Source organism: Solibacillus isronensis (genome assembly GCF_900168685.1).
GTDB lineage: Bacteria > Bacillota > Bacilli > Bacillales_A > Planococcaceae > Solibacillus > Solibacillus isronensis_A.
On sequence record NZ_FVZN01000011.1, the window covers coordinates 24,868 to 45,429 of the forward strand.

At 38.5% G+C, this 20,562-nt stretch carries 26 protein-coding genes; 9 read left to right on the plus strand and 17 right to left on the minus strand.

Annotation, left to right across the window (positions count from 1 at the left end; all coding sequences use genetic code 11):
* Window positions 1-9 precede the first annotated feature (9 nt).
* Both B5473_RS04140 and B5473_RS04145 read right to left on the minus strand, forming a co-directional pair.
* Window positions 10-495: a threonine/serine exporter family protein gene (locus B5473_RS04140; RefSeq protein ID WP_079523805.1), complete on the minus strand. Its 486-nt coding sequence runs from the start codon at window positions 493-495 to the stop codon at window positions 10-12.
* A 64-nt stretch (window positions 496-559) separates the two neighbouring features.
* Window positions 560-1,306 carry a threonine/serine exporter family protein gene (locus B5473_RS04145; protein ID WP_079523806.1) on the minus strand — a complete coding sequence of 249 codons (747 nt, stop codon included), beginning with the start codon at window positions 1,304-1,306 and terminating at the stop codon, window positions 560-562.
* Window positions 1,307-1,480: 174 nt separating this feature from the next.
* Here B5473_RS04145 and B5473_RS04150 point away from each other — a divergent pair, with 174 nt between their 5' ends.
* The gene (locus B5473_RS04150) at window positions 1,481-2,872 is read left to right on the plus strand and encodes a polysaccharide deacetylase family protein (RefSeq protein ID WP_079523807.1); all 1,392 of its coding nucleotides are present in this window, start codon (window positions 1,481-1,483) and stop codon (window positions 2,870-2,872) included.
* Window positions 2,873-3,062: 190 nt separating this feature from the next.
* Here the strand turns inward: B5473_RS04150 and B5473_RS21030 are convergent, their stop codons facing one another.
* The gene (locus B5473_RS21030) at window positions 3,063-3,191 is read right to left on the minus strand and encodes a hypothetical protein (RefSeq protein ID WP_303047304.1); all 129 of its coding nucleotides are present in this window, start codon (window positions 3,189-3,191) and stop codon (window positions 3,063-3,065) included.
* Window positions 3,192-3,427: 236 nt separating this feature from the next.
* Between B5473_RS21030 and B5473_RS04155 the strand changes: the two genes are divergently transcribed.
* From B5473_RS04155 to B5473_RS04165, 3 genes are all read left to right on the plus strand, one after another.
* Window positions 3,428-3,682: a GlsB/YeaQ/YmgE family stress response membrane protein gene (locus B5473_RS04155; protein ID WP_079523808.1), complete on the plus strand. Its 255-nt coding sequence runs from the start codon at window positions 3,428-3,430 to the stop codon at window positions 3,680-3,682.
* A gap of 222 nt (window positions 3,683-3,904) precedes the next feature.
* Window positions 3,905-4,414, plus strand: a complete 510-nt coding sequence (locus B5473_RS04160) for a hypothetical protein (RefSeq protein ID WP_079523809.1) — start codon at window positions 3,905-3,907, stop codon at window positions 4,412-4,414.
* A 388-nt stretch (window positions 4,415-4,802) separates the two neighbouring features.
* Window positions 4,803-5,201 (plus strand): multidrug DMT transporter permease, encoded by a 399-nt coding sequence (locus B5473_RS04165; protein WP_079523810.1) that lies wholly within the window; start codon window positions 4,803-4,805, stop codon window positions 5,199-5,201.
* Window positions 5,202-5,277: 76 nt separating this feature from the next.
* On the opposite strand, the gene B5473_RS04170 is transcribed toward B5473_RS04165, so the two are convergent.
* The 3 genes from B5473_RS04170 to B5473_RS04180 all read right to left on the minus strand — a co-directional run bounded on the left by B5473_RS04170 (window position 5,278) and on the right by B5473_RS04180 (window position 9,593).
* Window positions 5,278-6,606: an ABC transporter permease gene (locus B5473_RS04170; protein ID WP_079523811.1), complete on the minus strand. Its 1,329-nt coding sequence runs from the start codon at window positions 6,604-6,606 to the stop codon at window positions 5,278-5,280.
* On the minus strand, window positions 6,596-7,294 hold the full coding sequence (locus tag B5473_RS04175; protein WP_079523812.1) for an ABC transporter ATP-binding protein: 699 nt from the start codon (window positions 7,292-7,294) through the stop codon (window positions 6,596-6,598). The genes B5473_RS04170 and B5473_RS04175 overlap by 11 nt, the downstream gene beginning before the upstream one ends.
* A 166-nt stretch (window positions 7,295-7,460) precedes the next feature.
* Window positions 7,461-9,593 carry a beta-propeller domain-containing protein gene (locus B5473_RS04180; protein ID WP_079523813.1) on the minus strand — a complete coding sequence of 711 codons (2,133 nt, stop codon included), beginning with the start codon at window positions 9,591-9,593 and terminating at the stop codon, window positions 7,461-7,463.
* Between the two features lie 311 nt (window positions 9,594-9,904).
* Between B5473_RS04180 and B5473_RS04185 the strand changes: the two genes are divergently transcribed.
* Window positions 9,905-10,444, plus strand: a complete 540-nt coding sequence (locus B5473_RS04185; protein WP_079523814.1) for a PadR family transcriptional regulator — start codon at window positions 9,905-9,907, stop codon at window positions 10,442-10,444.
* A 70-nt stretch (window positions 10,445-10,514) separates the two neighbouring features.
* Here B5473_RS04185 and B5473_RS04190 read toward each other — a convergent pair whose 3' ends face one another.
* Together B5473_RS04190 and B5473_RS04195 are read right to left on the minus strand one after the other, a co-directional pair.
* Entirely contained in the window at window positions 10,515-11,189 is a 675-nt protein-coding gene (locus B5473_RS04190; RefSeq protein WP_079523815.1) for a serine/threonine protein kinase, read from the minus strand.
* Window positions 11,190-11,432: 243 nt separating this feature from the next.
* Window positions 11,433-12,002 (minus strand): YdhK family protein, encoded by a 570-nt coding sequence (locus B5473_RS04195; RefSeq protein ID WP_079523816.1) that lies wholly within the window; start codon window positions 12,000-12,002, stop codon window positions 11,433-11,435.
* 163 nt (window positions 12,003-12,165) lie between these two features.
* Here B5473_RS04195 and B5473_RS04200 point away from each other — a divergent pair, with 163 nt between their 5' ends.
* Window positions 12,166-12,492 (plus strand): four-helix bundle copper-binding protein, encoded by a 327-nt coding sequence (locus B5473_RS04200; protein ID WP_079523817.1) that lies wholly within the window; start codon window positions 12,166-12,168, stop codon window positions 12,490-12,492.
* 53 nt (window positions 12,493-12,545) lie between these two features.
* Here B5473_RS04200 and B5473_RS04205 read toward each other — a convergent pair whose 3' ends face one another.
* A complete protein-coding gene (locus B5473_RS04205; protein ID WP_079523818.1) occupies window positions 12,546-12,719 on the minus strand; it encodes a Fe3+ hydroxamate ABC transporter substrate-binding protein in 174 nt (57 codons plus the stop codon).
* Between the two features lie 68 nt (window positions 12,720-12,787).
* Window positions 12,788-13,651, minus strand: a complete 864-nt coding sequence (locus B5473_RS04210) for an AraC family transcriptional regulator (RefSeq protein WP_079523819.1) — start codon at window positions 13,649-13,651, stop codon at window positions 12,788-12,790.
* Window positions 13,652-13,850: 199 nt separating this feature from the next.
* Between B5473_RS04210 and B5473_RS04215 the strand changes: the two genes are divergently transcribed.
* The 3 genes from B5473_RS04215 to B5473_RS04225 are packed head-to-tail and all read left to right on the plus strand — an operon-like array spanning window position 13,851 to window position 16,092.
* The gene (locus B5473_RS04215; protein ID WP_079523820.1) at window positions 13,851-14,636 is read left to right on the plus strand and encodes a transporter substrate-binding domain-containing protein; all 786 of its coding nucleotides are present in this window, start codon (window positions 13,851-13,853) and stop codon (window positions 14,634-14,636) included.
* A 34-nt stretch (window positions 14,637-14,670) separates the two neighbouring features.
* On the plus strand, window positions 14,671-15,336 hold the full coding sequence (locus B5473_RS04220) for an amino acid ABC transporter permease (protein ID WP_079523821.1): 666 nt from the start codon (window positions 14,671-14,673) through the stop codon (window positions 15,334-15,336).
* A gap of 12 nt (window positions 15,337-15,348) precedes the next feature.
* Complete coding sequence (locus tag B5473_RS04225; protein ID WP_079523822.1) at window positions 15,349-16,092, plus strand: amino acid ABC transporter ATP-binding protein; 744 nt, start codon at window positions 15,349-15,351, stop codon at window positions 16,090-16,092.
* A 59-nt stretch (window positions 16,093-16,151) separates the two neighbouring features.
* Here the strand turns inward: B5473_RS04225 and B5473_RS04230 are convergent, their stop codons facing one another.
* From B5473_RS04230 to B5473_RS04260, 7 genes are all read right to left on the minus strand, one after another.
* Window positions 16,152-16,433, minus strand: a complete 282-nt coding sequence (locus tag B5473_RS04230) for a hypothetical protein (protein ID WP_079523823.1) — start codon at window positions 16,431-16,433, stop codon at window positions 16,152-16,154.
* Window positions 16,434-17,147, minus strand: coding sequence for a pirin family protein (locus B5473_RS04235; protein WP_079523824.1), 714 nt, complete (start codon window positions 17,145-17,147; stop codon window positions 16,434-16,436).
* A gap of 147 nt (window positions 17,148-17,294) precedes the next feature.
* The gene (locus B5473_RS04240) at window positions 17,295-18,095 is read right to left on the minus strand and encodes a carbonic anhydrase (RefSeq protein WP_079523825.1); all 801 of its coding nucleotides are present in this window, start codon (window positions 18,093-18,095) and stop codon (window positions 17,295-17,297) included.
* Between the two features lie 414 nt (window positions 18,096-18,509).
* Complete coding sequence (locus tag B5473_RS04245) at window positions 18,510-18,890, minus strand: FAS1-like dehydratase domain-containing protein (protein ID WP_079523826.1); 381 nt, start codon at window positions 18,888-18,890, stop codon at window positions 18,510-18,512.
* Entirely contained in the window at window positions 18,887-19,414 is a 528-nt protein-coding gene (locus B5473_RS04250) for a hypothetical protein (protein WP_079523827.1), read from the minus strand. Before B5473_RS04250 ends, B5473_RS04245 begins: the two co-directional genes overlap by 4 nt.
* A 21-nt stretch (window positions 19,415-19,435) precedes the next feature.
* Entirely contained in the window at window positions 19,436-19,870 is a 435-nt protein-coding gene (locus B5473_RS04255) for an SgcJ/EcaC family oxidoreductase (RefSeq protein WP_079523828.1), read from the minus strand.
* Window positions 19,871-19,902: 32 nt separating this feature from the next.
* Window positions 19,903-20,385: a GNAT family N-acetyltransferase gene (locus tag B5473_RS04260; RefSeq protein WP_079523829.1), complete on the minus strand. Its 483-nt coding sequence runs from the start codon at window positions 20,383-20,385 to the stop codon at window positions 19,903-19,905.
* Window positions 20,386-20,562: the final 177 nt, after the last annotated feature.

A 20,562-nucleotide genomic window follows, 5' to 3' on the forward strand; every position in this document is an offset into this window, starting at 1 on the left:
ATCAGTGCTTTACGAGCTTCTCTTTTTTACTTTTGTAAAGGATTGAATCGAAGTTCTTCCCTTTCTCATTATACGCAGGATAATCTGCATCATTACTTCCGCAAATACAAGTCCCATTGCAATCGCGCCAGAAATCATAAATGCCCGCATGCCATTTTCCAGACCTGCAATATAGTCGAGCTCCATCACATTTCGCATCGTACTGTATGCAATGCCTCCAGGTACAAGCGGAATAATTCCGGATACACTAAATATAATCATCGGCATCCTAAACTTGCGCGCAAAGAAATATGCTACTAATGAAACGACAAATGCACCAAGAAAGGATGCGCGAACATCATCCAGTCCGCTTTCGAACAGAACATAATATACTGCCCATCCTACAGCACCGACGAAACCACATGCCGGGATTGTTTTGATCGGGGCATTAAAAATGACACCAAAACAGGCGGTCGCAATAAAACTGATAACAATTTGAGCTAAAACATGCTCCATCAACTAACGCTCCCCTCCAATCGATCATACCTTGAAATGATCGCACTCCGAATTGATTCAAAATTTATAGCGAAAGCACAAGCGCAACACCTGAACCAATCGCAAACGCTGTTAAAAAGGCTTCGGCACCTTTTGCCATCCCTGCCGTGAAATGTCCTGCCATTAAATCGCGGACTGCATTCGTAATGAGCAGACCCGGTACTAGTGGCATGACCGAACCGATAATGATTTTGTCTATTTCCGTACCAACATTAAAATGCACTGCGAGATAGGCAATAGCTCCCACTCCTACCGATGCTAAAAACTCAGAGAAGAATTTAACGCGGGTCATATTATGAAGAATCGTCACAATATACAAACCGACACCTCCTGCAACAAAAGCAGCCGGGATATCAGAAATCGTTCCTTCAAACAGCAATAAAAAGGCACTGCTCGCTAAACATGCCGCTAAAACTTGAACGGAAATTGGGAGGAAATAATTTGTTTTTTCTATCTTCTTTAACTCGTCATACGCCTGCTCTAATGTTATCATTTGAGATGTAAGCTTACGCGAAACATTGTTTACAAGCACAATTCGATGTAAATCTGTAATTCGCGTTGGAATCGATGTAATTTGTGTAGGCTGTGTTTTACCTAGAGAGAAAATAATACCTGTCGGCGTAACATAGCTTTGTGCATTCATCATATTTTGAGAACGGGCCATTCTTAGCATCGTATCTTCCACTCGATATGTTTCAGCACCGCTTTCAATCATAATACGACCAGCAAGCAAAAAGCAGTCGAGCGCCAGTTCAGTATTTTCAGCATTCATTCAAGGGACCCCCTTCCACTTCTTAGCTCATATTACTTGAAGCAATCGGAAAATAATAGTCTTTTTTCGTACAATTTATGCTGACAGAACAGTGTATTTCCTTAAAATTTACAATGACCTTCATTCTGGATAAAGATAATAGATTACCCCAATTAGAAAGGAACCCGGTACATCATGACGAACCCTTACAGAAAACGGCGTGGTCCTTGGATTGACTTACTTCTTATTGGCGCCATCGGTTTTTTAGGTGCCATTATTGTTTTTTTAACTTTTTTAAGCGATGATCCAATTTTCCGACCCAGCGACAAAACATCCGCTAAAGAACATACGATCACAGAGGAAGCATCAAAATTTCCCGGTGTCAAAATTGTCACTGATCGATCTGATGACAAGAAAATGCCCTATACCGTTCAATATCCGCTAACGGAATATGAAGCTTTCAATAACGCGGTAACGGCATATATAGAACAGTCAAAACAATATTACATAAGCATGATGCGCCTGCAGCAGGATTCAAAGAAATTAACAGGCGATCTAACGATAACAGTTGAAACATTCAAGCATAATCATTATTACTCCTTTGTTATAACGAATAAAACGATTTTAAATACCGAAGAGAAGCAAACAACAATTCAAACGTTTCTAATTGATTATGAAACAGGCGATCTGTTTGATATTCGTGATCTTTTAAATGAGGATTTAGAAAGCCTGAAAACTTTTGCAGCACATATCCAATCAGAAATTCTTAAAAATCCAACTTATAAAGAGTATGTATTAGAAAAGGAGCTCGCATTCGCTACCGAGCCAAAATGGCGTTTATTTAAACGTTTTGCATTAAAAGATGACTCCCTTTTCATTTACTTTAATGAAGGTGAAGTGGCAAAACCGGAAGCAGGTGTACCGGTAGTTGAAATTCCTTTATCATTCATCAACCCGCTTTTAGCATCTGATTTCCAAATAGCGATGCAATCCGAAAATACGATTATTCCTAGTGATAAGGGTTCATCAAAAAAACGGATCGCCCTTACGTTTGATGACGGTCCACACCCGGAAGTAACGAAACAGATTTTAGTCCTTCTGGAAAAGTACAATGCCAAGGCGACATTCTTTATGCTAGGTAGCCGGGCACAATATTATCCGGGCTTAGTACGTGAAGTGCTTGATAGCGGTCATGAACTCGGTAATCATACGTGGTCACATCCCGTTTTAACAAAAATGTCTCCTGCTGAAATTGAAAAGGAGTACAATTCCACAGAGGAAGCGATTATCCATGCAACGGGCGAAAATTCAACGGTTTTCCGTCCTCCATATGGGGCGATTAATGAGGAAATTCGTAACGCCATCCCATGTAAATCAGTTAACTGGACGATTGATACACTTGACTGGAAATACCGCGATTCAGAAAAGCTGTTCCCGATGGTGAAAGAGGTATTGCATAATAACGCGATCGTGTTAATGCATGACATTCATCAATCTACAGCAGATGGACTGGAGCCTGTCCTTGCATACTTACAAAAGGAAGGCTATGAATTTTTAACGGTTTCTGAAATTTTGCCGTATCATTAAAAGTAACTTAAAAAAAGAGTGGTGATTTTTAATCGCCACTCTTTTTGTGTTAATCCTCAAATGCTTGTACTTATTCCTCACTTGAGTGAAGTTAATCCTCACTTTTATTGGGATAATCCTCAGATGCTTGCACTTAATCCTCACTTGAGAGCAATTAATCCTCACTTCTCATTAGACCATACTCAAACGCTCAAATCACCTGACCTTTTACCCCTTGCTGTTCCAGTTCCTGACGTGCATGTTTTGCAAATTGTACCGCATGATTATTACGTCCGATTTGCGCCGTGTTGCACAGCTCATCCCAAAATAACCTCTTCATTTCGAATTGGTCACACTCGAGCAAGCAGAGCAGGCTTATTTTCAGCTGAAGCAACAGCGGCGGTTGTTAGAAACCCTTTTGAGAAACTAGACGTTTCTCAAAAATTCATGAATACCATCCGCAACCTCTCTTAAAACCTCGCCAACTTTTTTCCTCTTCAATGTTTAAAAAAAGTTAATAAAGGTTATAAACCACTATCGCGAAATAATTAAAATAAGAAATAGGAGATGGAAATTATGAGTTTTATTTGGTTCTTAATAATTGGCGGGGTTATCGGTTGGCTAGCAGGAGCAATTTTAGGTAAAGATGTCCCAGGTGGAATTATCGGTAATATTATCGCAGGTATTGTTGGTGCATGGATTGGTGGTATGCTTCTAGGAAGTTGGGGACCTAAAGTTTCTGATTTCTATATCGTCCCAGCTATCATAGGTGCAATTATACTTGTGTTCGTTGTAAGCTTTATTATGAAATCGATGCGTAGAGCTTCGTAACATTTATTTTTAAGTAAATCAGATATAAGTAATTTAAAGCGGTCCTTCCTAATATTGGGAGGACCGCTTTTTCATTTTTGATTCTCTAACCTCAAATTCCCCCATTAAACATTAACTGTAACTTTTTTGTAACCCTTTCTCCAGAACCATATCCTATTATTAAGATGCGTTATTATAAATTGCCCACCCCAAAAATAAAAAGCATAGAATGGAGAATTTATTATGAAAAAAATAACAATATTATTAATGGCCCTTGTTTTTATAGGAAGTATTTTCGTAATTAATAATGAAAATGCTCAAGCAGCGGATTTTGAACAAGCTTTTGCAAAGAAAACAATACTCGTAAAATCTGCGCCCGGTGAATCCTATAAAACGCTCGGTAAACTGAAAGCAAAAACTTCTGTGAAAGTATACGGTGGTGTTCCAATCGGTACGGATCAGAAAGACTCATCGAACGCTGATCAATATGGCTGGTCAAAAATTATGTATAAAGGCAAATATGCATATGTACCAACACATGAACTAAAATTTGAGCATCCATCAGCATGGGCGCCGAGTGTGAAAGCGAAAGCCATCGCCGAAATCAAGGAACAATTTGTTTCGAAGAACGATAAAATACGTTTAGTGTACGACAAAAATTCTTACTATGAAGTGTTTATCCAGAAGGATGGCAAAGGTGAGTATCAATATTTAGTCTACATCAATTGTAAAACCGGCTGGTGGCACGGGTGAATTCGTTCTAGAACCGGTTTAAAGGTAATAAGTGGTGTTACCCCGAATATATTAGATTACCTATCCATAGGTTGTTTCCCGGAGGTGAGCTGAAACTTATATTAGAACAAAAGTTTGGTTATTAGAAAATCTCGCTTCGATATTAGAAGATCAGGAAGCGATATTAGATAATCGGCAACACTTATTAGATGAAGCGCGAGATATATTAGAAAATCGAAAGTTTATTAGAAGAAATAAAAATATATTAGAACATTTTAAGATTTATTAGAACTTCCAGCTGCCAGCACCGCCTCACGTTTTGAAACTAAAACGATTTTACTGTTCTCTTAGTTTATAAAGGTTTAAAGCTAACGCATAAGTTTTTGACTAAACGAAAAGAGGAAGCAAAATGAAAACGAAATGGCTTTTGAGTAGTAGTGCCGTGATAATGGGTTTGGTGGGGTTGGCAGGAACATTTATTCCCGAAGAAATTTCAAAAATATTAGGGATTGCCTCTACCCCTGTTACTCTGATTCTTTTGCAAATCATCGGTGGACTATATTTAGGATTCGCAATGTTAAACTGGTTCACACGTTCCGCCCTAATCGGAGGCATCTATAACAAACCCGTCGTATTAGGAAATCTGATGCATTGTATCGTTGTCTTTTTTGCCCTAATCCGTCAGTTGGCGGAGCAGTTTCATTTCTTACTCTTAATTTTGACATTAATTTATTTTGGGTTTGCCGTCTGGTTTACATTAGTTATGCGCTCGAACCCTTTAAGCAATCAATCAAAAATGCCTGTTTAACTTAGTAAACTCTTTAGCATTAAAAGGACCAAACACAAGTATGTTTGGTCCTTAAATTCATTTATCTGTTTTCATTTTATAACTCCTGTCTTAACGCCTGCATTACTTCAATTTTCGTTGCTTTACGTGCCGGGCGCAAACCTGAAATCATTGCCACGCCGATACTGATCGCTGCAGCAATCACTACGAGCTGCCACGGTATCGCTGAAAATTGTACATTGTTGAATCCATCTTCCGCTGTTGCTGCCTTTAAAATAAGCGGCAATAGCGCATTTGATGCAAAGCTTACAATATATGAAATTGCAATTGCAAGAACTGTTCCAATAACTCCGATAAAAATACTTTCCATTAAAAACAGACGTTGAATCAGTTTCGGGCTGGCTCCAATTGCTTTTAATACACCGATCTCACGTGTACGTTCTGTCACCGCCATTGTCATCGTATTGAAAATTCCGATTGATGCAATCAATACTGCGATTGTTCCAACAAAAACAAGTCCTGCTTTTAATACTAGGAAAAAGACGTTTAACTCATCCAGCTGTTCTGTAACGGAATACACACCGTAGCCTTTTCCGCGTAACTCTTCTAAAATCGGCTTTACATATTCCAAGCTTTCCGCATAAATATCGAAGCGCTCAGAAAATAGTTCAAAATCACTGGCTACCTCTACATCGGCAATTGCTTGGCTATACATATCTTCAATCACTTCACGTTGCTCGTCCATCATATAAATCCTGTTTTCAGTTGCCCATTCATAAGCCGGCTCTGGCATAACACCGACAATCGTATACGTCATACGCTCTGACAGCGCATCCGGTTGTTCATGTGTACTTAGAGCAATTTCTACTTCCTTGCCGATAAGCGAATCCTTGTACCCTTCTTCAGCACCGTCGTAATAATTACCTTCCGCTTCTGCTGCCTTTGATTTTTCCTCAATTAATTTACGGTCCGCTTCATTCAATAATGATTGGCCGAAATGATAGCCGACAATAATTTCTTTTTCGTTTTCAGGATATTTCCCTTCCGATAGCGGTTTCGCTACCGATGCATAATCAGTAAAGTCCACTAAACGCAGTGATGTAGATGTATCACGATCCCCCATATAGCCTGCTACATTAGCATCCACACTAGTCGTTTTTAATACCGTTTGTACATTTTCTACCGCTTCAATATCCGCTACTTCCTCTGCGGTAAACAGCGCTTGACTGCCGAGCACTTCTATTTGTGTCACCGTCTCACTCGATAAAATCTCATCTTCCATTGATTCCTGTAATCCGAAACCGATCGAGGCAAGCACGATTAAAAACGCACAGCCCATCGTTGCGGCAAGTACCGTCATAAATACACGCAGCTTATTTTTCTTGATATGCTGCATCACAAAATTTACCTGATCTTTAAATAGCATTGTGTTCACCTTCTTTCACCAATTGACCGTCATGCATACGGTAGCGCTTGTCCGCAATCATCGCTACTTCCTCATCATGCGTAATAATAATAAATGTCAGATCCAATTCACGGTTCAGCTGCTGGATCAGCATTAAAATATCCTGCTCTGTCTCTGAATCGAGGCTTCCTGTCGGCTCATCCGCCAACAAAATCGGTGCATTCGTCACAAGTGCACGCGCAATACTAACCCGCTGCTGTTGTCCGCCTGATAATTCATTTGGATAATGGTCCGTCACTTCAGTTAACCCGACCTTTTTCATAATTACTTCAACCCGTTTTCTGCGCTCCGATACGTTCATCCCTTTCAATTTTAACGGTAATTCAATATTTTCAAATGCCGTCAAACTTGGCATGAGCTGAAAGTTTTGAAAAATAAAGCCGAAGTTTTCTAATCGGAACTTTGCGCTCTGAACTTCATTGAATCCTGCAATCTCCTGTGCATTTACTACAATTGAACCGTGTTCCGGCTTCATAAAACCTGCCAGAATCTGAAGCAGTGTCGATTTACCCGATCCGCTTTTCCCGACAACCGCCACGATTTCCCCCTTCTTAACATCAAATGATACATCATTCAGTACCGGAACCTGTCTTTCCTTTCCGCGTTTACCGATAGAGAATGTATGTTGTAAGTTCGTTACTTTAATCATCATCGTTCACTCCTTTTCACTTAACTTTAGTGTAAAGGGCAAATCTTAATATTTAGAAAGGCTAAATATGAAGAAATTCTTAAGAAATCCTGAATCCCCTTTATGTTTTTTCGGACATGAAAAAACCACAAGCACAATTCCACCTGTGCTTGTGGTTGAATCTTTTTTAGAAACCTACCATCTTTTGCTTTTCAAATGTTTTACCGTTGAAGCTCGTCACTTTTGAACGGGATACTGTAAATAGCTCATCTTCAATATAAAGAAGACGCTGTACAACATTATACGAATCTTCATATTGTTCACCAGGACGCGCCTTTTCGATCATATCCGCTGCAAGCTCAATTCCTTTAGGTGTTACTTCGTAAATATGAGCACCTGTTCCTTCATATTTCAGCTGGTCTTCCTCATCTGTTGGCGAGTAAATCGTAACCGGGAAGCCGTAATAGTTTTGACGCGAATCTTTGAACAGTGCTTTATGGTCATACTGTACAGGAGAATAAGTACCGCGACCACCGATTATAACTGCTTGCTGTTCTTTCGGGTTATTGAAATCCGTCACGTCAAACAGGCTCAGTTTCATTCCTTTTGTATAGACAACCGGCTCTTTTGAACCTTCCTCCATCTTCACTTCCGTATCATAACCAATACCTAATAAGTGATTTTCACCAATTGGATGCAAGTAATTACTGAAGCCTGGAATTTTTAGCTCCCCTAACACTTTCGGTGCTGTCGGATTTTTTGTATCAATAACAAAGAGTGGATCTGTTTCTTTAAATGTCACTAAATACGCTTTGTCTCCCATAAAGCGAGCGGAGTAAATGCGTTCCCCCTTCGCCAGATCCTTGACCGCACCTACTTGTTTTAAGTTTTCATCCAAAATGAAGAGATGGTTTTTCGAATTGGCTGTTGTACCCCATGCACTGCCTTCTGTAGTAGCGATACGGACATGCCCATCGTGCTCATCCATTGAGAATTGATTTAATACAGAACCAGGAACTTTACCTTGTGCTGTCATTTTCACCGCTGCTTTATCAATAGAAATTTTATAAATTGTCGTTTCATCATTTTGATTTACCGGCATTGTACTAGATACCGTGTCTTCAAGAGATGTGCTCTCCATTGCTGGCCAGAAACGATAATGATTCATCGATGCAATATAGATTGCGTTTTCTGACATGTACAACTGCCCGCTGTTACCTAGGAAGCTCTCTGTTTTCCATGCGTTCGACTTTACATTGTTCATATCGATTGCAGATACGATCAAATAATTCGGTTCATTGCTTTCAGGTAGCATACGAATTTTATCAACTGGCATAATAGTTTCCTTTTCCCCATCGTACGTAGATGGACGAAGCTCTACATCCGGTGTTTCCTGCAGCAGCCAGTAGTTCGGCATACGACTTGATACAACGTACAAATAATTGCCTGCTTTACGGAGACTCGTAATATCCCCGTCATGCCCCACTTCGCGTACTAATGTAGGATTTTTTGCATCTTTTACATCATAGAAAGCAATTTTCGTCACCGATTTCCCGTCATAATACGGCTCTCTTTGTGTTTCCACATACTGTGTGTATCCGATAATTAATGTTTGATCATGCAGCATTAAATGCGATGGATAAATATCTTTGCCGACCTTTAAACGCTTTACTACATGCATAGTTTTAGCATCAACAATGACTACTTTATTGTCGACAATCGTATAAATCGATTGGCCGTCCGTAATTGTAATGTCACCTTCTTCAATACCTTCAACCTGGTTGTTTGTTGTAGAGTAACTCGGTCCGCCACTGCCTGAATCTTTGTTTTCCATCGACATCGCCGATTCTTCAACCACCATATCATTAAAGCGACTCGATACCGCATTTTCTTGCGCTACAAACGCCCTAAAGTAATCTTTTAAATCTTCTGTTGTAGTAAGTTTTTCCACTTTCCTTACTACTTCAAGTGCTACCGACTGTTCCTGCTGCGACTTTGCATTTTTCGCGTATGCAGTTTGCTTAATTTCGAGTGTGTACTTCCCTACTTTAAGCCCATCAACAGATAAAGCAGTCCCAGCTTTATCAACCGAAAATTTCACTTTAGCCTTATTGCCGTTTTCATCAACAATTAGAATGGACCCATCCGTTAAACTTTTTTCCGTAATTGGCTGCTTTAACGTAATGGAATACGTTTCTCCTTCGAATAAAATACCCGTAGCCTGCACTTCCGGATTTTTTGCGAACATAAAATAACCGAGTGCCAAAACCGCTACAAGTGATGCGACAAGCCCTATCCCGAAAAATTTGCCGTTTTTCATGTAAACCCTCCCTTTCCATACTTTGTATTAAATTAGACTGGGAAAGAGTGTAAAAGTTACAGAATTTTTTAAATTTTATACTAGACATTTCCATGGGTAAAATAAAGTTCTCTTTCGACCCGTTCGTTTGACTCTTCCATAAGCCGTTGCCAGTTGATGAACCAGCTGAACAACCAGCTTCATTAAAAAAAGCGGATGAAGTTATCGCATAATTTTGTTAAACTAAGGAAAAATACAACTCGTGCTTTTTTCAGGCACGAGTTGTATTTATGTAAGCGGAAATTAACATGTATAAAGTATAGGAGAATACTATGTCCATCCAAATTTATATATTGAGCAAGTTAGCGAAAGAAAGCAGTTATCCATATAAGCTAAAAAAAGAGCTGTCAGAACCGATTCCTTTTGATAAACTGGCGAACCTGACAGAAAGCAAGCTCTATTATCATTTTGAGTCTTTGACAAAACAAGGACTTATCCAGCCAACTGAGATTATTAAAGAAGAAAATCGACCGGATAAGCAAGTTTTCGCTATTACAGAACAGGGTCTTGCATTGCTTCCAAACAAAATTTATCAGCTTTTCGAAAAAGCCGATTCCTTATCAGAAACAATTGTAGGTTTAATGAATCTGGACTTTGTGGATCGTGCAAAAATCATTATGATTCTTGATGAGAAATTACGAAAGCTTGAAAAGAAAAGAGATCATATTAAAAGCTTGAATATGCAGGTTAAGCTGGAGGGTCCTAAAAAAGAAGGTGGAGATTTTTTGACCGGCTATTTTATAAGTCGTTTAGAAAATGAAGGTGAGTGGATTTCTTCACTAATCGAAAAAGTACGGAATCAATCTATTTAAAAAAGCTTCGCATTCGGATGATTTAGATCATCGAATTGCGAAGCTTTTTTGCAGCATGGCATGTAGCTCATCAATTTTTAAAGAAAAGTTTTAAAATAGGTGTTGTAATTTCTTCAAATGACAATGAATTCTTCCTTCGCCTGTTATACCACTTGCGAACGGTTTCAACTACGCCGATCGGTACGGATTTCCCGTCAATTAAATGATAGTATTGCTCATAGCCCTTTTTTAAATGTTCCCACCTGAAATCATTACCGGACATCGTATATTCGGAAACATCGATTATTTTAGCTCGGCCGTTTTGCAACAGTATATTTTTTAAATGAATATCACGCGGGTTCAGCCCCTTGCTGCGCGCATATTCTCTTGCTTCTTCAACATCTTGTATTACCTGTTCCGGAATATGGATGCCTTCAAGAATGCAGTCAAAGAGCGTTTTCCCTTCCTCGTAACTTAATACAAGACAATTGCCGTTCGAGCCATAGCATGTTGAAAAGAAAGGCGAATTGTCTAACTTTCCGTAAACACCTTCTTCCAACATTACTTTTGCCGCTTTGTCTTTCGCATATAGTTTGAATGCATACGCCGGGACATTTTCGGACTGAAAAACTGCCGCATCTGTCCCGATCCCTACACATCTTACACCTTCTGCTTCACCAATGATTGTTACTGGCTCATTATTCGGATTGGATATAACATTTATTTTTGAAAGGGAATCCATTACTTTTTCGAAGTCCTTTACCATATCATCTCTCCCTTCATCAGCGTTAAAGAAAACTACATAATCCAATTACTTTTAAAGGGATTCTATATCGCTCATAATAAAATTCGTTTTTTTATATTAACTATATGTTTATTTAATGAGTTTAACATTAAAATCGCTAGTTCATGTAATCTACCGCTTTGTCCAATATGTAAAAAGCCCTTCACACCATTATGTGAAGGACCTTACCTATTTATTAACTAAGGCTTAATTATTTTTCACAATTTATTCCACAGGGGAAAGTTCGCTTTCTGTTACCCATTTATGATGCGTTACTTCTTCACCTGTTTCTGTATCTTTATAGCTCACCATATATACGGTCGTTTGCTCAACCGAATCGATTGTAGCTGCCGCGCCTTCCATCCCTTCCATGTGATCCGCATTTAATATGACCTCTTCACCGGAAGTGAATGGTTTTTCTCCGGCATCCTCAAGTTCTTCATGGATAACCCATTTATGATCTTCAACTGGCTCACCACCAGTTGTTGGGGTATAAGTAACCATATAGACAGTTGTATCAAATGCACCGGTAATTGTTGCTGTTGCACCGTCCATACCTCCCATATGATCAGCGTTTATCACCGCTTCACTACCAACAGGATATGTAGGTTCTTTCGCATCAGCCAGTCCTTCTGGTACTTCACCTGAACTTGAATGGTCCATTTGGGTATGATCCATTTGTGAATGGTCCATTTCTTCCTTGGATTTTGAATCTTCTTCATTTCCACCGCAAGCCGCTAAAACAAACGCTGTACATAAAACTAGCGCACCTCTTACTAATTTCTTTCTTTTCATCGCTGCATTTCTCCCTTTTTTTTAATTTGCTCCCCAACTTATTATACCCCTCTAAGGTATAAGATAACCTTACAATTTTTTAAGATAACTTAAGTTAGTTTACTGAACAAAATAACGGGGAAAAAAATTAAAGTGGACAAATTGTAATGAGGAGGAATAGGCTATGTCACATGAGCAACATCAACAATTGCTACAAACTTTACATGAATGTATGGCAGCATGCAACCATTGTTTTGACGCCTGCTTAAAAGAGGATCACGTTCAGATGATGACGGAATGTATCCGTTTGGACAGAGAATGTGCAGATATTTGTAACTACTTGGAACAGGCGATCACTAGAGGTACACCGTTTATTTCTGAGCTGGCTTCCGTTTGTGCAAAAATTTGTGAAGCATGCGGAAATGAATGCAAAAAGCATGACCATGACCACTGTCAGAAATGTGCGGAAGCATGCTTTAAATGTGCAGAAGCATGTAAAAAAATTGCCTAAACATATAAAAAGTTGCTCCAGGTTCATTTACCAATGGAGCAACTTTTATATGTCTAAATATTAATTTCTGTTGAGCACTCTTCACAAATAAATTTGCCTTCCAAATTCAAATAAGCTTTGATTTCCGTAAACCCTTTTCGCTTCGGGTAACGCATTTGAATCAATACTTTTTCATCGTCTTTAATTTCATTATTACATTTCATACATTTTGGAATGATTAGGGCCACTCGATCCCCTCCCGCTATTTATACTTCAGTTACACTTCTTCTACCTTAGTACAAAGATATCCTGCCTATTATTTTTTCCGAACAGGAAGCCAAATTTCACTGTAAGCATAAGCTTTTTTATTTTCATCCATTTTAGTAAACGAAAAAGTGGGTGCTTGGATAATTTCATAATCGGAAGTAGGAAGCCATTCCGAGTAGGTTTTAGCCATTGTTTCTTGTAATGTGTCAGGAAACGGTCCTTCATTTGGAAATACCGCCCACGTACATGCTTCTACTCGCACTTTGTCTAACTGATCACTAACTTCAGTTTCAGTTGTTAAGACACCGATCAAGTGCGTTAACTCCCCTTCTTCTTTCAGGAAATTCGCATCAGCGTGGTAAGAGGCATTCACAATTTCAAAAGGCTCTATATTTTGCAGTGCACGCATTTCTTTTCTTTGTTCTTCCGTTATGCTTTGGGCCAGCTTTACGATTTCCTGATTTACCCCTTCAAACTGCATAGGCACCCGTTTGCTTACCCCTGCTAAATTAAACGCTTTTTTATCTTCAATTCTCCATTCCATCGAAATTCCTCCTCTTACTGTAATAACGAATGTGAGTTTAGGAAATGATTTGCTCATTTTCTTTTTAATAACATCCGAAGGTAAACAATCACACCATTTTTTAAATGCTCTAGTAAAACCGTCGACTGACTGATAACCGTATTTAAACGCAACATCTGTTACCTTTTCTCCATTTATTAAATCCTTATTCGCTTCCGATAGTTTTCTGTTTTTCACATAATCATTTAATGTCATCCCAGATAGGTGAAAAAATACTGTTCTAAAGTGATAATCGGAAACCCCGGCATAATGTGCAATGCTTTCAAGAGACAAGTCCTCGGTTAAATGTTCTTCAATATATTCAATCACCTGATTTAATTCTTTTAGCAACATATCCCTCCTTCATGGATACATATTAGCAAAGCAATTATAAAAATACTCGACATTTTCAGCTGAAAAAAATCGTATTAAATTTGTACAAATTATGACACTCGTTGTTTATTAGAGGAATTAAAAGGGTATTCACACTTATTAGTAAGATACTTAGCAAAAAAATTGTAGAGATAAATGAGAGGAGTTGATACGTAATATGCGGTTGGAAAAAAAGTTAGTATTGATATTCAGTTTTATCGCGGCCTGCTTCTTATCTGCTTGTGCGGATAAGGAAAAGCTTGCCGACGGATCTGAACTGATACATAAAGATCAGTTTGTTTTTGCTGCATCTGGAGAGTTTAAACCATTTAGTTATGTAAACGATGAGGACCTTTCGATGTCAGGTTTTGATATCGAAGTTGGTGAGGCGATCGCAAAAGAACTCGGTCTAAAACCGGTTCAAAAACGAATCAAGTTTAAAGGTATTGTAGAAGGAGTCAAGACTGGCCGTGCAGATGTAGCTGTTGCCAGCCACACGATTAATCCACAGCGAAGCAAACATGTTGCTTTCTCTACCCCCTATTATTATTCTGGACCGCAGATTTTTACCCGACCAGAAAGTGAAATCAAAACTGTTGATGATTTAGCCGGAAAGGAAGTCGCTGTAGCTAAAGGATCAACCTATGCTGATACAGCCTCCAGGTATACCGATAATGTTAAAACCTATGACAGTGACATCACTGCTTTGCAGGCGTTAAACAGCGGCCGTCATGATGCGGTAATCACCGATTTTGTTACCGGAAAAAACGCTGCAAAAGAAGGGTTTAAAGTTGAAGGGCAGCAGTTAATTGAACGCAGTGAACAAGCAATTGTACTCCCTCAAGATAACCCTAACCTATTAAAGCGAGTAAACGAGGCGCTGGAAAAACTCCGGGAAGATGGAACCCTTACTCGGATTAGCATGAAGTATTTTGGTGAGGACATTACGAAAAAACCTGAATAATTCAATCCTCTAAATAAGAAAGGACGTAGGTACAGTGCCAAGTTTTTCACATTTTCTAGAAGTATTAGTAGATACAAAAGATGTTTTCCTTAAAGCCATGCTCTTAACATTGGAGTTAACGGTTGTATCCATTTTAATCGGTATCGTAATCGGGCTTTTCTTTGCGTTAATGAAAATATCAAAATTTAAAGTTTTAGAACTCATTTCAGATATATATGTCTTTTTAGTTCGCGGAACACCGCTAATTGTTCAAATCTTTATCCTCTATTTCGGACTAAGCGGAATTTTCCTTCTTCCCGATTTTTGGGCAGCTTCACTTGCATTGGCGCTTCATAATGGCGCATACATTTCTGAAATTCTTCGAGGTACTATCCAAGGAGTCGATAAAGGTCAGATGGAGGCAGGACGTTCTTTAGGGATGACTAAAGTTCTGACATTACGAAGAATTATTCTTCCGCAGGCATTCCGCCGTGCGCTACCGCCACTGGGTAACCAATTCATTATCGGTTTGAAAGATTCTTCGTTAGCCGCATTTATCTCGATGAATGAACTCTTTAATGTAGCGACAACGCTAGGATCTAACAACTTTGACGAAATGACTTATTTACTCATCGTAGCGATCTACTACTTAGTGTTAGTGGCATTATTAACATTCTTAGTAAACCGTTTCGAAAAGAGATTAGCAATTAGCGACAGGTAGGAGGCGTAAGCAATGGAAGCAAATGAAATGATTAAAGTTAATCAATTGAATAAGTCATTTGGAGACTTACATGTATTAAAAAATATCGATATGACCGTTTTCGAAAGCGATGTTGTTTGTTTAATAGGATCGAGTGGCTCAGGAAAAAGTACTCTCCTTCGATGTCTGAACTTTTTAGAAAGAAAAGATAGCGGCAGTATTATTATAGGGGGCAAAGAAGTCGACCCTAAAAATGATAACCTTAACAACATAAGGGAAAAGGTAGGAATGGTATTTCAACATTTTAACCTATTCCCCCACAAAACTGTTTTGGAAAATATTATTGAAGCTCCGGTAATGGTTAAAGGCATTGACAAAAATAAGGCAATTTCCAAAGCAAAACAACTGCTGGAAAAAGTTGGATTGGAAGATAAGGCCGATGTCTACCCGAATAAACTATCCGGCGGGCAAAAGCAACGAGTAGCAATTGCCAGAGCGCTTGCAATGGAACCGGACATCATGCTTTTCGATGAACCGACATCAGCACTTGATCCAGAGCTTGTCGGCGAGGTTTTAACAACGATGAAGGAATTAGCTCAAGAAGGAATGACGATGGTTGTTGTTACCCATGAAATGGGCTTCGCTAGAGAAGTGGCTGACTGGATCGTGTATATGCATGATGGGGAAATTATCGAGCGCGGTGACCCTGATCAATTTTTCAACCATCCAAAAGAAGAGCGAACAAAAGAATTTCTAAAAACGACAATGCTTAAATAAGTGAACGAGGGTCCTGTCTAAATAATAGGCAGGACCCTCATTTTTATTATCGTATATGATTACACCGGATAAACGGTTTTATGATCAGCCAAGATTATACATTTACTTTCATCCTCTAAGAAACGCACATCCCCTTCTGATGAATAGAACCATGTTTTTTGATTCTGGTTATCTTCTTCCACATAAAAAATATTGAGTTCATCTCTGAATTTTAATAATGTATTGGCAATTTCTTGATCAACTTTAAATGAAATTTCCCAACTGTTTTCAACTGGTTTGATCTCATATTCTGTAGTTTCGCAGAATAGTCTACTGCCGACAGTATGACGTACATATAGCATCTATCCTTCACCTCCAGGCAGATCTATTAAAAGGATAAATGCATCCTTTTTTGCTTTTATTGTTAACGAATGAAGGTCGGTGATTCGTGCATCATCACGTCTTTGTATCGTAACCTCCCCATTTAGCGAAACTTCTCCTTCAATGACAAATACGTAAATTTTACGTCCTTCTTCTTGCTGGAATTGAATTTCTTTTTCTGCCTCTAATTTTGAAAGATATAGTGTAACGTCCTGATGGATCATCGCTACATTTTCCCCCGCATTATGAGAAACGACTGGTAACAATTCATTTCTTAACTTATCAGGGTCAAACGTAATATCTTCATATGATGACGTTAACTGTTTCTGATTTGGAAGAATCCATAACTGTAAAAAGTGAGTATCCTCAGCTTCTGTTGGATTCACCTCCGAATGAAGGACTCCTGTACCAGCTGTCATTCTTTGCACATTGCCGTACTGAAGTGTACCGACATTCCCTAAATTATCTTCATGCTTTAACTGCCCTTTTAATACAATAGATACAATTTCTGCATCCCTGTGCGGATGAATGCCAAAGCCTTTGTTCGGTTTAACAATATCATCATTTAAAACACGCAATGGACCGAATTTGATATTTTCTTCATCATAATACGGACCAAATGAAAAACTAAAATGTGTTTCTTGCCAATCATTTTTTGCTGTAAAACGCTTAGTAGAAGGATTATGTACAATCATTCTGAATCACCTTTCCATCATCGAAATAATTATCTTGAATTCAAGATAATTATACAGTAAATAAAAGGAATTTGCTATATAATTGAATCGTTAACATTAGCATAAAGAAACACGCAAACCATGGTTTGCGTGTTTTTACTTAACTCTTCATTCTCCATTTTTATTAATTTCCCGTTCATTTATCGGCTGAACAGGACGGTGGTTGTCCGGGAAAATTTGCTGGAATGCTTTTATTTGTGCTTTTGACATTTCAATCGGCTGCTCAAAAACAATCCACTGTACTTCTTCTGTGCAAGGAGGTGTCGTTAATGAACCGGCGTATTGGAAAGTCGTTTCATCTTCTGGTAATAGAGCTTGTAAGTCAATGATATGCTTTTCGGAATCACCTTTTGCCGTTTTATCTGTCGGTAATTCAGTCCACATTGAAGCAAGCAGTTTGTTTTCATTTCCTTCTTGAATCATCAACCCTATAACAGCCAGCTTTCCATTCTCATCACTATGTACTAGGTGCAGTTCCATATCAAAGTTTTGACCGTTAAACTGATGTTCACTTGGTGTATGGAAATGAAATTGTGAAAGCTTGTACTCTTTATTTTCAATTATAATGTGATTGCTTTTTGTTGTAGAATTCGCCTGTATCGTATGACCATTATTTTCTAATGTAAACGGTGTTGGTTCATAGTGAATCTCATTCCCTTTTAAATTTCCATCTGCTTTTACTTCGGGAATTTCAACATTAATCGGCGATTGTTCACTTCCATTCACACATGTTAAATTTTGGGGATCGAGTTTCCCCCAGTGTTCAGGTCCAGTCGATTCCTCATAAGACCAGTCACTCTGATTAGCACTTGTTGTAATTACTTCTTTTTCTTCACTTTTTTGTTCCGCGCATGCAGCAAGGATCAAACTTGAGAACATCGCTAAAAATAAGTATCCAAGTTTCTTCATCTTCTGTAGCCCCTCTTATCTCTAGAATAATAAAATTATTCCATATATAATTATTTTCTCCAAATAAATATACTGGAATATTAAAATTCGGTTAATATAACCTATTCCTGTATCCATATATAGAATCATAATCTACACTTCTTTTAGTCATTTATACTTCATTTAGCATTCGCTCTTTTAGCTTATTTATAACTTCACATGGCAAATTTTCTTCATAAAAAAAAGAGCAAGCTCAGTATACTAAGCTCGCTCATTTCACTCTAAACGCCCAAAGACGCCCCATTATTTTATTAAAGGTTGCATAAAAGCGTCATTATATAATTGGCTCGATTTTTCACTGTAACCTCAGAAATCATAGCACCTGCCCAGCTCCTGCAAGACGTAATTTCGAAAAGCTTGCGCATGTATGAAAACTTAGAGAATAACGCCCGCAAAACTTCCTTTTAATACTTCTTTTCCATCCTGATTTTTGCAGGTGAACGTTGTACCAATTGATGTTCTTTTCTTACTTTCCTCCCATTCATAACTCTGAATCTCTACTTCGCATTTAATTGTATCCCCGGTAAAAACAGGTCTTATAAATTCAAAATTCATTGTCCGAGCCAATACATTGGCATCCCCGCCAATTTTCGTCGGCAACGTCGCTGTAAGCAATCCCTGAATTACAAGCCTTCCCTGTTCATCCGGCGTAATATGATGAACACCTTCATCACAAGAAACTTCCGTAAATAATTCGACGTCTTTAGTTGTAAATGTACGTTTAAATGTAATGATATCGCCTATTTTCAAAGCTATTCCCCCTGATTTTTATATTTCCAGGCTAATCGTTTTTTCACTTGTTCCACCATTTCGTGATTCTCTGAATGCATTGCGTCATAAAAGTCACTACGATTATCATAATCCCTAAAATCCATACAAATATACCGGGTAGCCTTCAGTACTTGGTACAAATCTGCAACCTCCTCCTCCGAAAGCGGTGAACCACTCGCATAATCCATAAGATAGAACTTCGTATCATCCAATCTATCTTGCCATTCGTAATGTACTGTACCTCCACTGAAAAACAGATCCGTTACATCTCTAAACTCTTTAGCAAGTCTATTGAAATCCTCTTCATTTTCATCAGTTAAATGTTCACTAAAGTCGTATTCAAGAAGAGCTTTAACCGTATCTCTCAATAGAGGATTTGCGTATGTATATTGCAAACTTATTTGTTCTTCCAACTCGTTTACCCTGTCTTGTGCCGGGTGGGCAAACCAAACTACACCACATAAAACGACCGCACCCAGCACTCCCTTACTATTTTTCCAGCTTACCATTCCTATCACTCTCCACTGAAACTAAAGCAACTGCCTTAATTCTTCCGTCATTTGCTCCACTAATTCCGGTCTTCCATGAAACTGTGCCGGAGTATTTTGAAATAGCTCCACTTGCCAGCTGTTGTTCTTTTTCACCGCGATCAGTGTTTGATGGGCGTTTACGGCAGGCTCAATATCTGACTTTCCAGGAGGAATCATTCCCGCAATCGCATATAAAATTGCTGCATCCGTTCCAAGTGACCGTATCTCTTTTACTTTCGTTATAAAAGGAGCTGTTGGATGATCTAAAAAAATAGGCGTAAGATGCGCCAAAATTTCTTCTTTGCCAATTAACTTACTGCCATCAAATCCAATTTGGACTCCCTGATCGGCAAATTGATCAGACATCCCTTTGGCATCACGTCTATTCCAGGCATCAATTAGTTTATTGTAAAGGTTTTGAACTTCAGTATTCATATTAAATTCTCCCCCTTGATTTACTGACAAAGCTACACATTTAATACCATTCGCACTGTTTTTAACGTATGGCCCTCAAATTGATCATCGAACTCTTTCAATACTTGAAAGCCTTTTGCGTCATAAAAGCTCTTGCCAATTTTATTGTCCTTTTCAACATTTATATATATTTCTTTTATGCCGTTCAGCTCATTAATTCCTTTTTGCAATAAAGCCGAGCCAACACCTTTCCCCTGGTATTCTGGATAAAGGTAAATAGCCCCTAATTCAGCTTTCCCTTCTTCATTAACAGGAGAAAAATTCGCGAACCCTATAATATTGCTATCAATTTCAGCTACAAAAAGAAAAGAACGCTCCATTCGTTGTTTCATCCGTTCATCATTGTAGGCCATCTTTAGGAACTTTTCTTGGATCTCCACAGGAATGATACCCTCATATGTTGCATTCCAAGATTTTTTCGCCACACCCTGAACTTGTGGAATATCTTCAGCATGCATTGTACGAATTATTACCATTTTACTCTCTCCCTTCGATTCCCATTAGTTATATAAGTCAATATTAACATGAATTCCCAAAATATAATGCCACCTTAATGTATTAGACAGTTTCTAGACGGTATTCGCCACTTGGACTGACTTATTCGTCAACTTCTTTTCCTTATTCGTCATTTTACTATACATATTCGCCAACTA

Bases quoted from the DNA above. Each gene is read 5' to 3' on its own strand.
- B5473_RS04170 (WP_079523811.1), bottom strand. From the start codon at position 6,606: ATGCTATTTAAAGATCAGGTAAATTTTGTGATGCAGCATATCAAGAAA.
- B5473_RS04225 (WP_079523822.1), top strand. From the start codon at position 15,349: ATGGAAGCAAATGAAATGATTAAAGTTAATCAATTGAATAAGTCATTT.
- B5473_RS04230 (WP_079523823.1), bottom strand. From the start codon at position 16,433: ATGCTATATGTACGTCATACTGTCGGCAGTAGACTATTCTGCGAAACT.
- B5473_RS04250 (WP_079523827.1), bottom strand. From the start codon at position 19,414: ATGGTAAGCTGGAAAAATAGTAAGGGAGTGCTGGGTGCGGTCGTTTTA.
- B5473_RS04190 (WP_079523815.1), bottom strand. From the start codon at position 11,189: ATGGTAAAGGACTTCGAAAAAGTAATGGATTCCCTTTCAAAAATAAAT.
- B5473_RS04235 (WP_079523824.1), bottom strand. From the start codon at position 17,147: ATGATTGTACATAATCCTTCTACTAAGCGTTTTACAGCAAAAAATGAT.
- B5473_RS04240 (WP_079523825.1), bottom strand. From the start codon at position 18,095: ATGAAGAAACTTGGATACTTATTTTTAGCGATGTTCTCAAGTTTGATC.
- B5473_RS04150 (WP_079523807.1), top strand. From the start codon at position 1,481: ATGACGAACCCTTACAGAAAACGGCGTGGTCCTTGGATTGACTTACTT.
- B5473_RS04195 (WP_079523816.1), bottom strand. From the start codon at position 12,002: ATGAAAAGAAAGAAATTAGTAAGAGGTGCGCTAGTTTTATGTACAGCG.
- B5473_RS04185 (WP_079523814.1), top strand. From the start codon at position 9,905: ATGTCCATCCAAATTTATATATTGAGCAAGTTAGCGAAAGAAAGCAGT.
- B5473_RS04165 (WP_079523810.1), top strand. From the start codon at position 4,803: ATGAAAACGAAATGGCTTTTGAGTAGTAGTGCCGTGATAATGGGTTTG.
- B5473_RS04175 (WP_079523812.1), bottom strand. From the start codon at position 7,294: ATGATTAAAGTAACGAACTTACAACATACATTCTCTATCGGTAAACGC.
- B5473_RS04200 (WP_079523817.1), top strand. From the start codon at position 12,166: ATGTCACATGAGCAACATCAACAATTGCTACAAACTTTACATGAATGT.
- B5473_RS04180 (WP_079523813.1), bottom strand. From the start codon at position 9,593: ATGAAAAACGGCAAATTTTTCGGGATAGGGCTTGTCGCATCACTTGTA.
- B5473_RS21030 (WP_303047304.1), bottom strand. From the start codon at position 3,191: ATGAAGAGGTTATTTTGGGATGAGCTGTGCAACACGGCGCAAATCGGA.
- B5473_RS04140 (WP_079523805.1), bottom strand. From the start codon at position 495: ATGGAGCATGTTTTAGCTCAAATTGTTATCAGTTTTATTGCGACCGCC.
- B5473_RS04145 (WP_079523806.1), bottom strand. From the start codon at position 1,306: ATGAATGCTGAAAATACTGAACTGGCGCTCGACTGCTTTTTGCTTGCT.
- B5473_RS04160 (WP_079523809.1), top strand. From the start codon at position 3,905: ATGAAAAAAATAACAATATTATTAATGGCCCTTGTTTTTATAGGAAGT.
- B5473_RS04255 (WP_079523828.1), bottom strand. From the start codon at position 19,870: ATGAATACTGAAGTTCAAAACCTTTACAATAAACTAATTGATGCCTGG.
- B5473_RS04260 (WP_079523829.1), bottom strand. From the start codon at position 20,385: ATGGTAATAATTCGTACAATGCATGCTGAAGATATTCCACAAGTTCAG.
- B5473_RS04155 (WP_079523808.1), top strand. From the start codon at position 3,428: ATGAGTTTTATTTGGTTCTTAATAATTGGCGGGGTTATCGGTTGGCTA.
- B5473_RS04215 (WP_079523820.1), top strand. From the start codon at position 13,851: ATGCGGTTGGAAAAAAAGTTAGTATTGATATTCAGTTTTATCGCGGCC.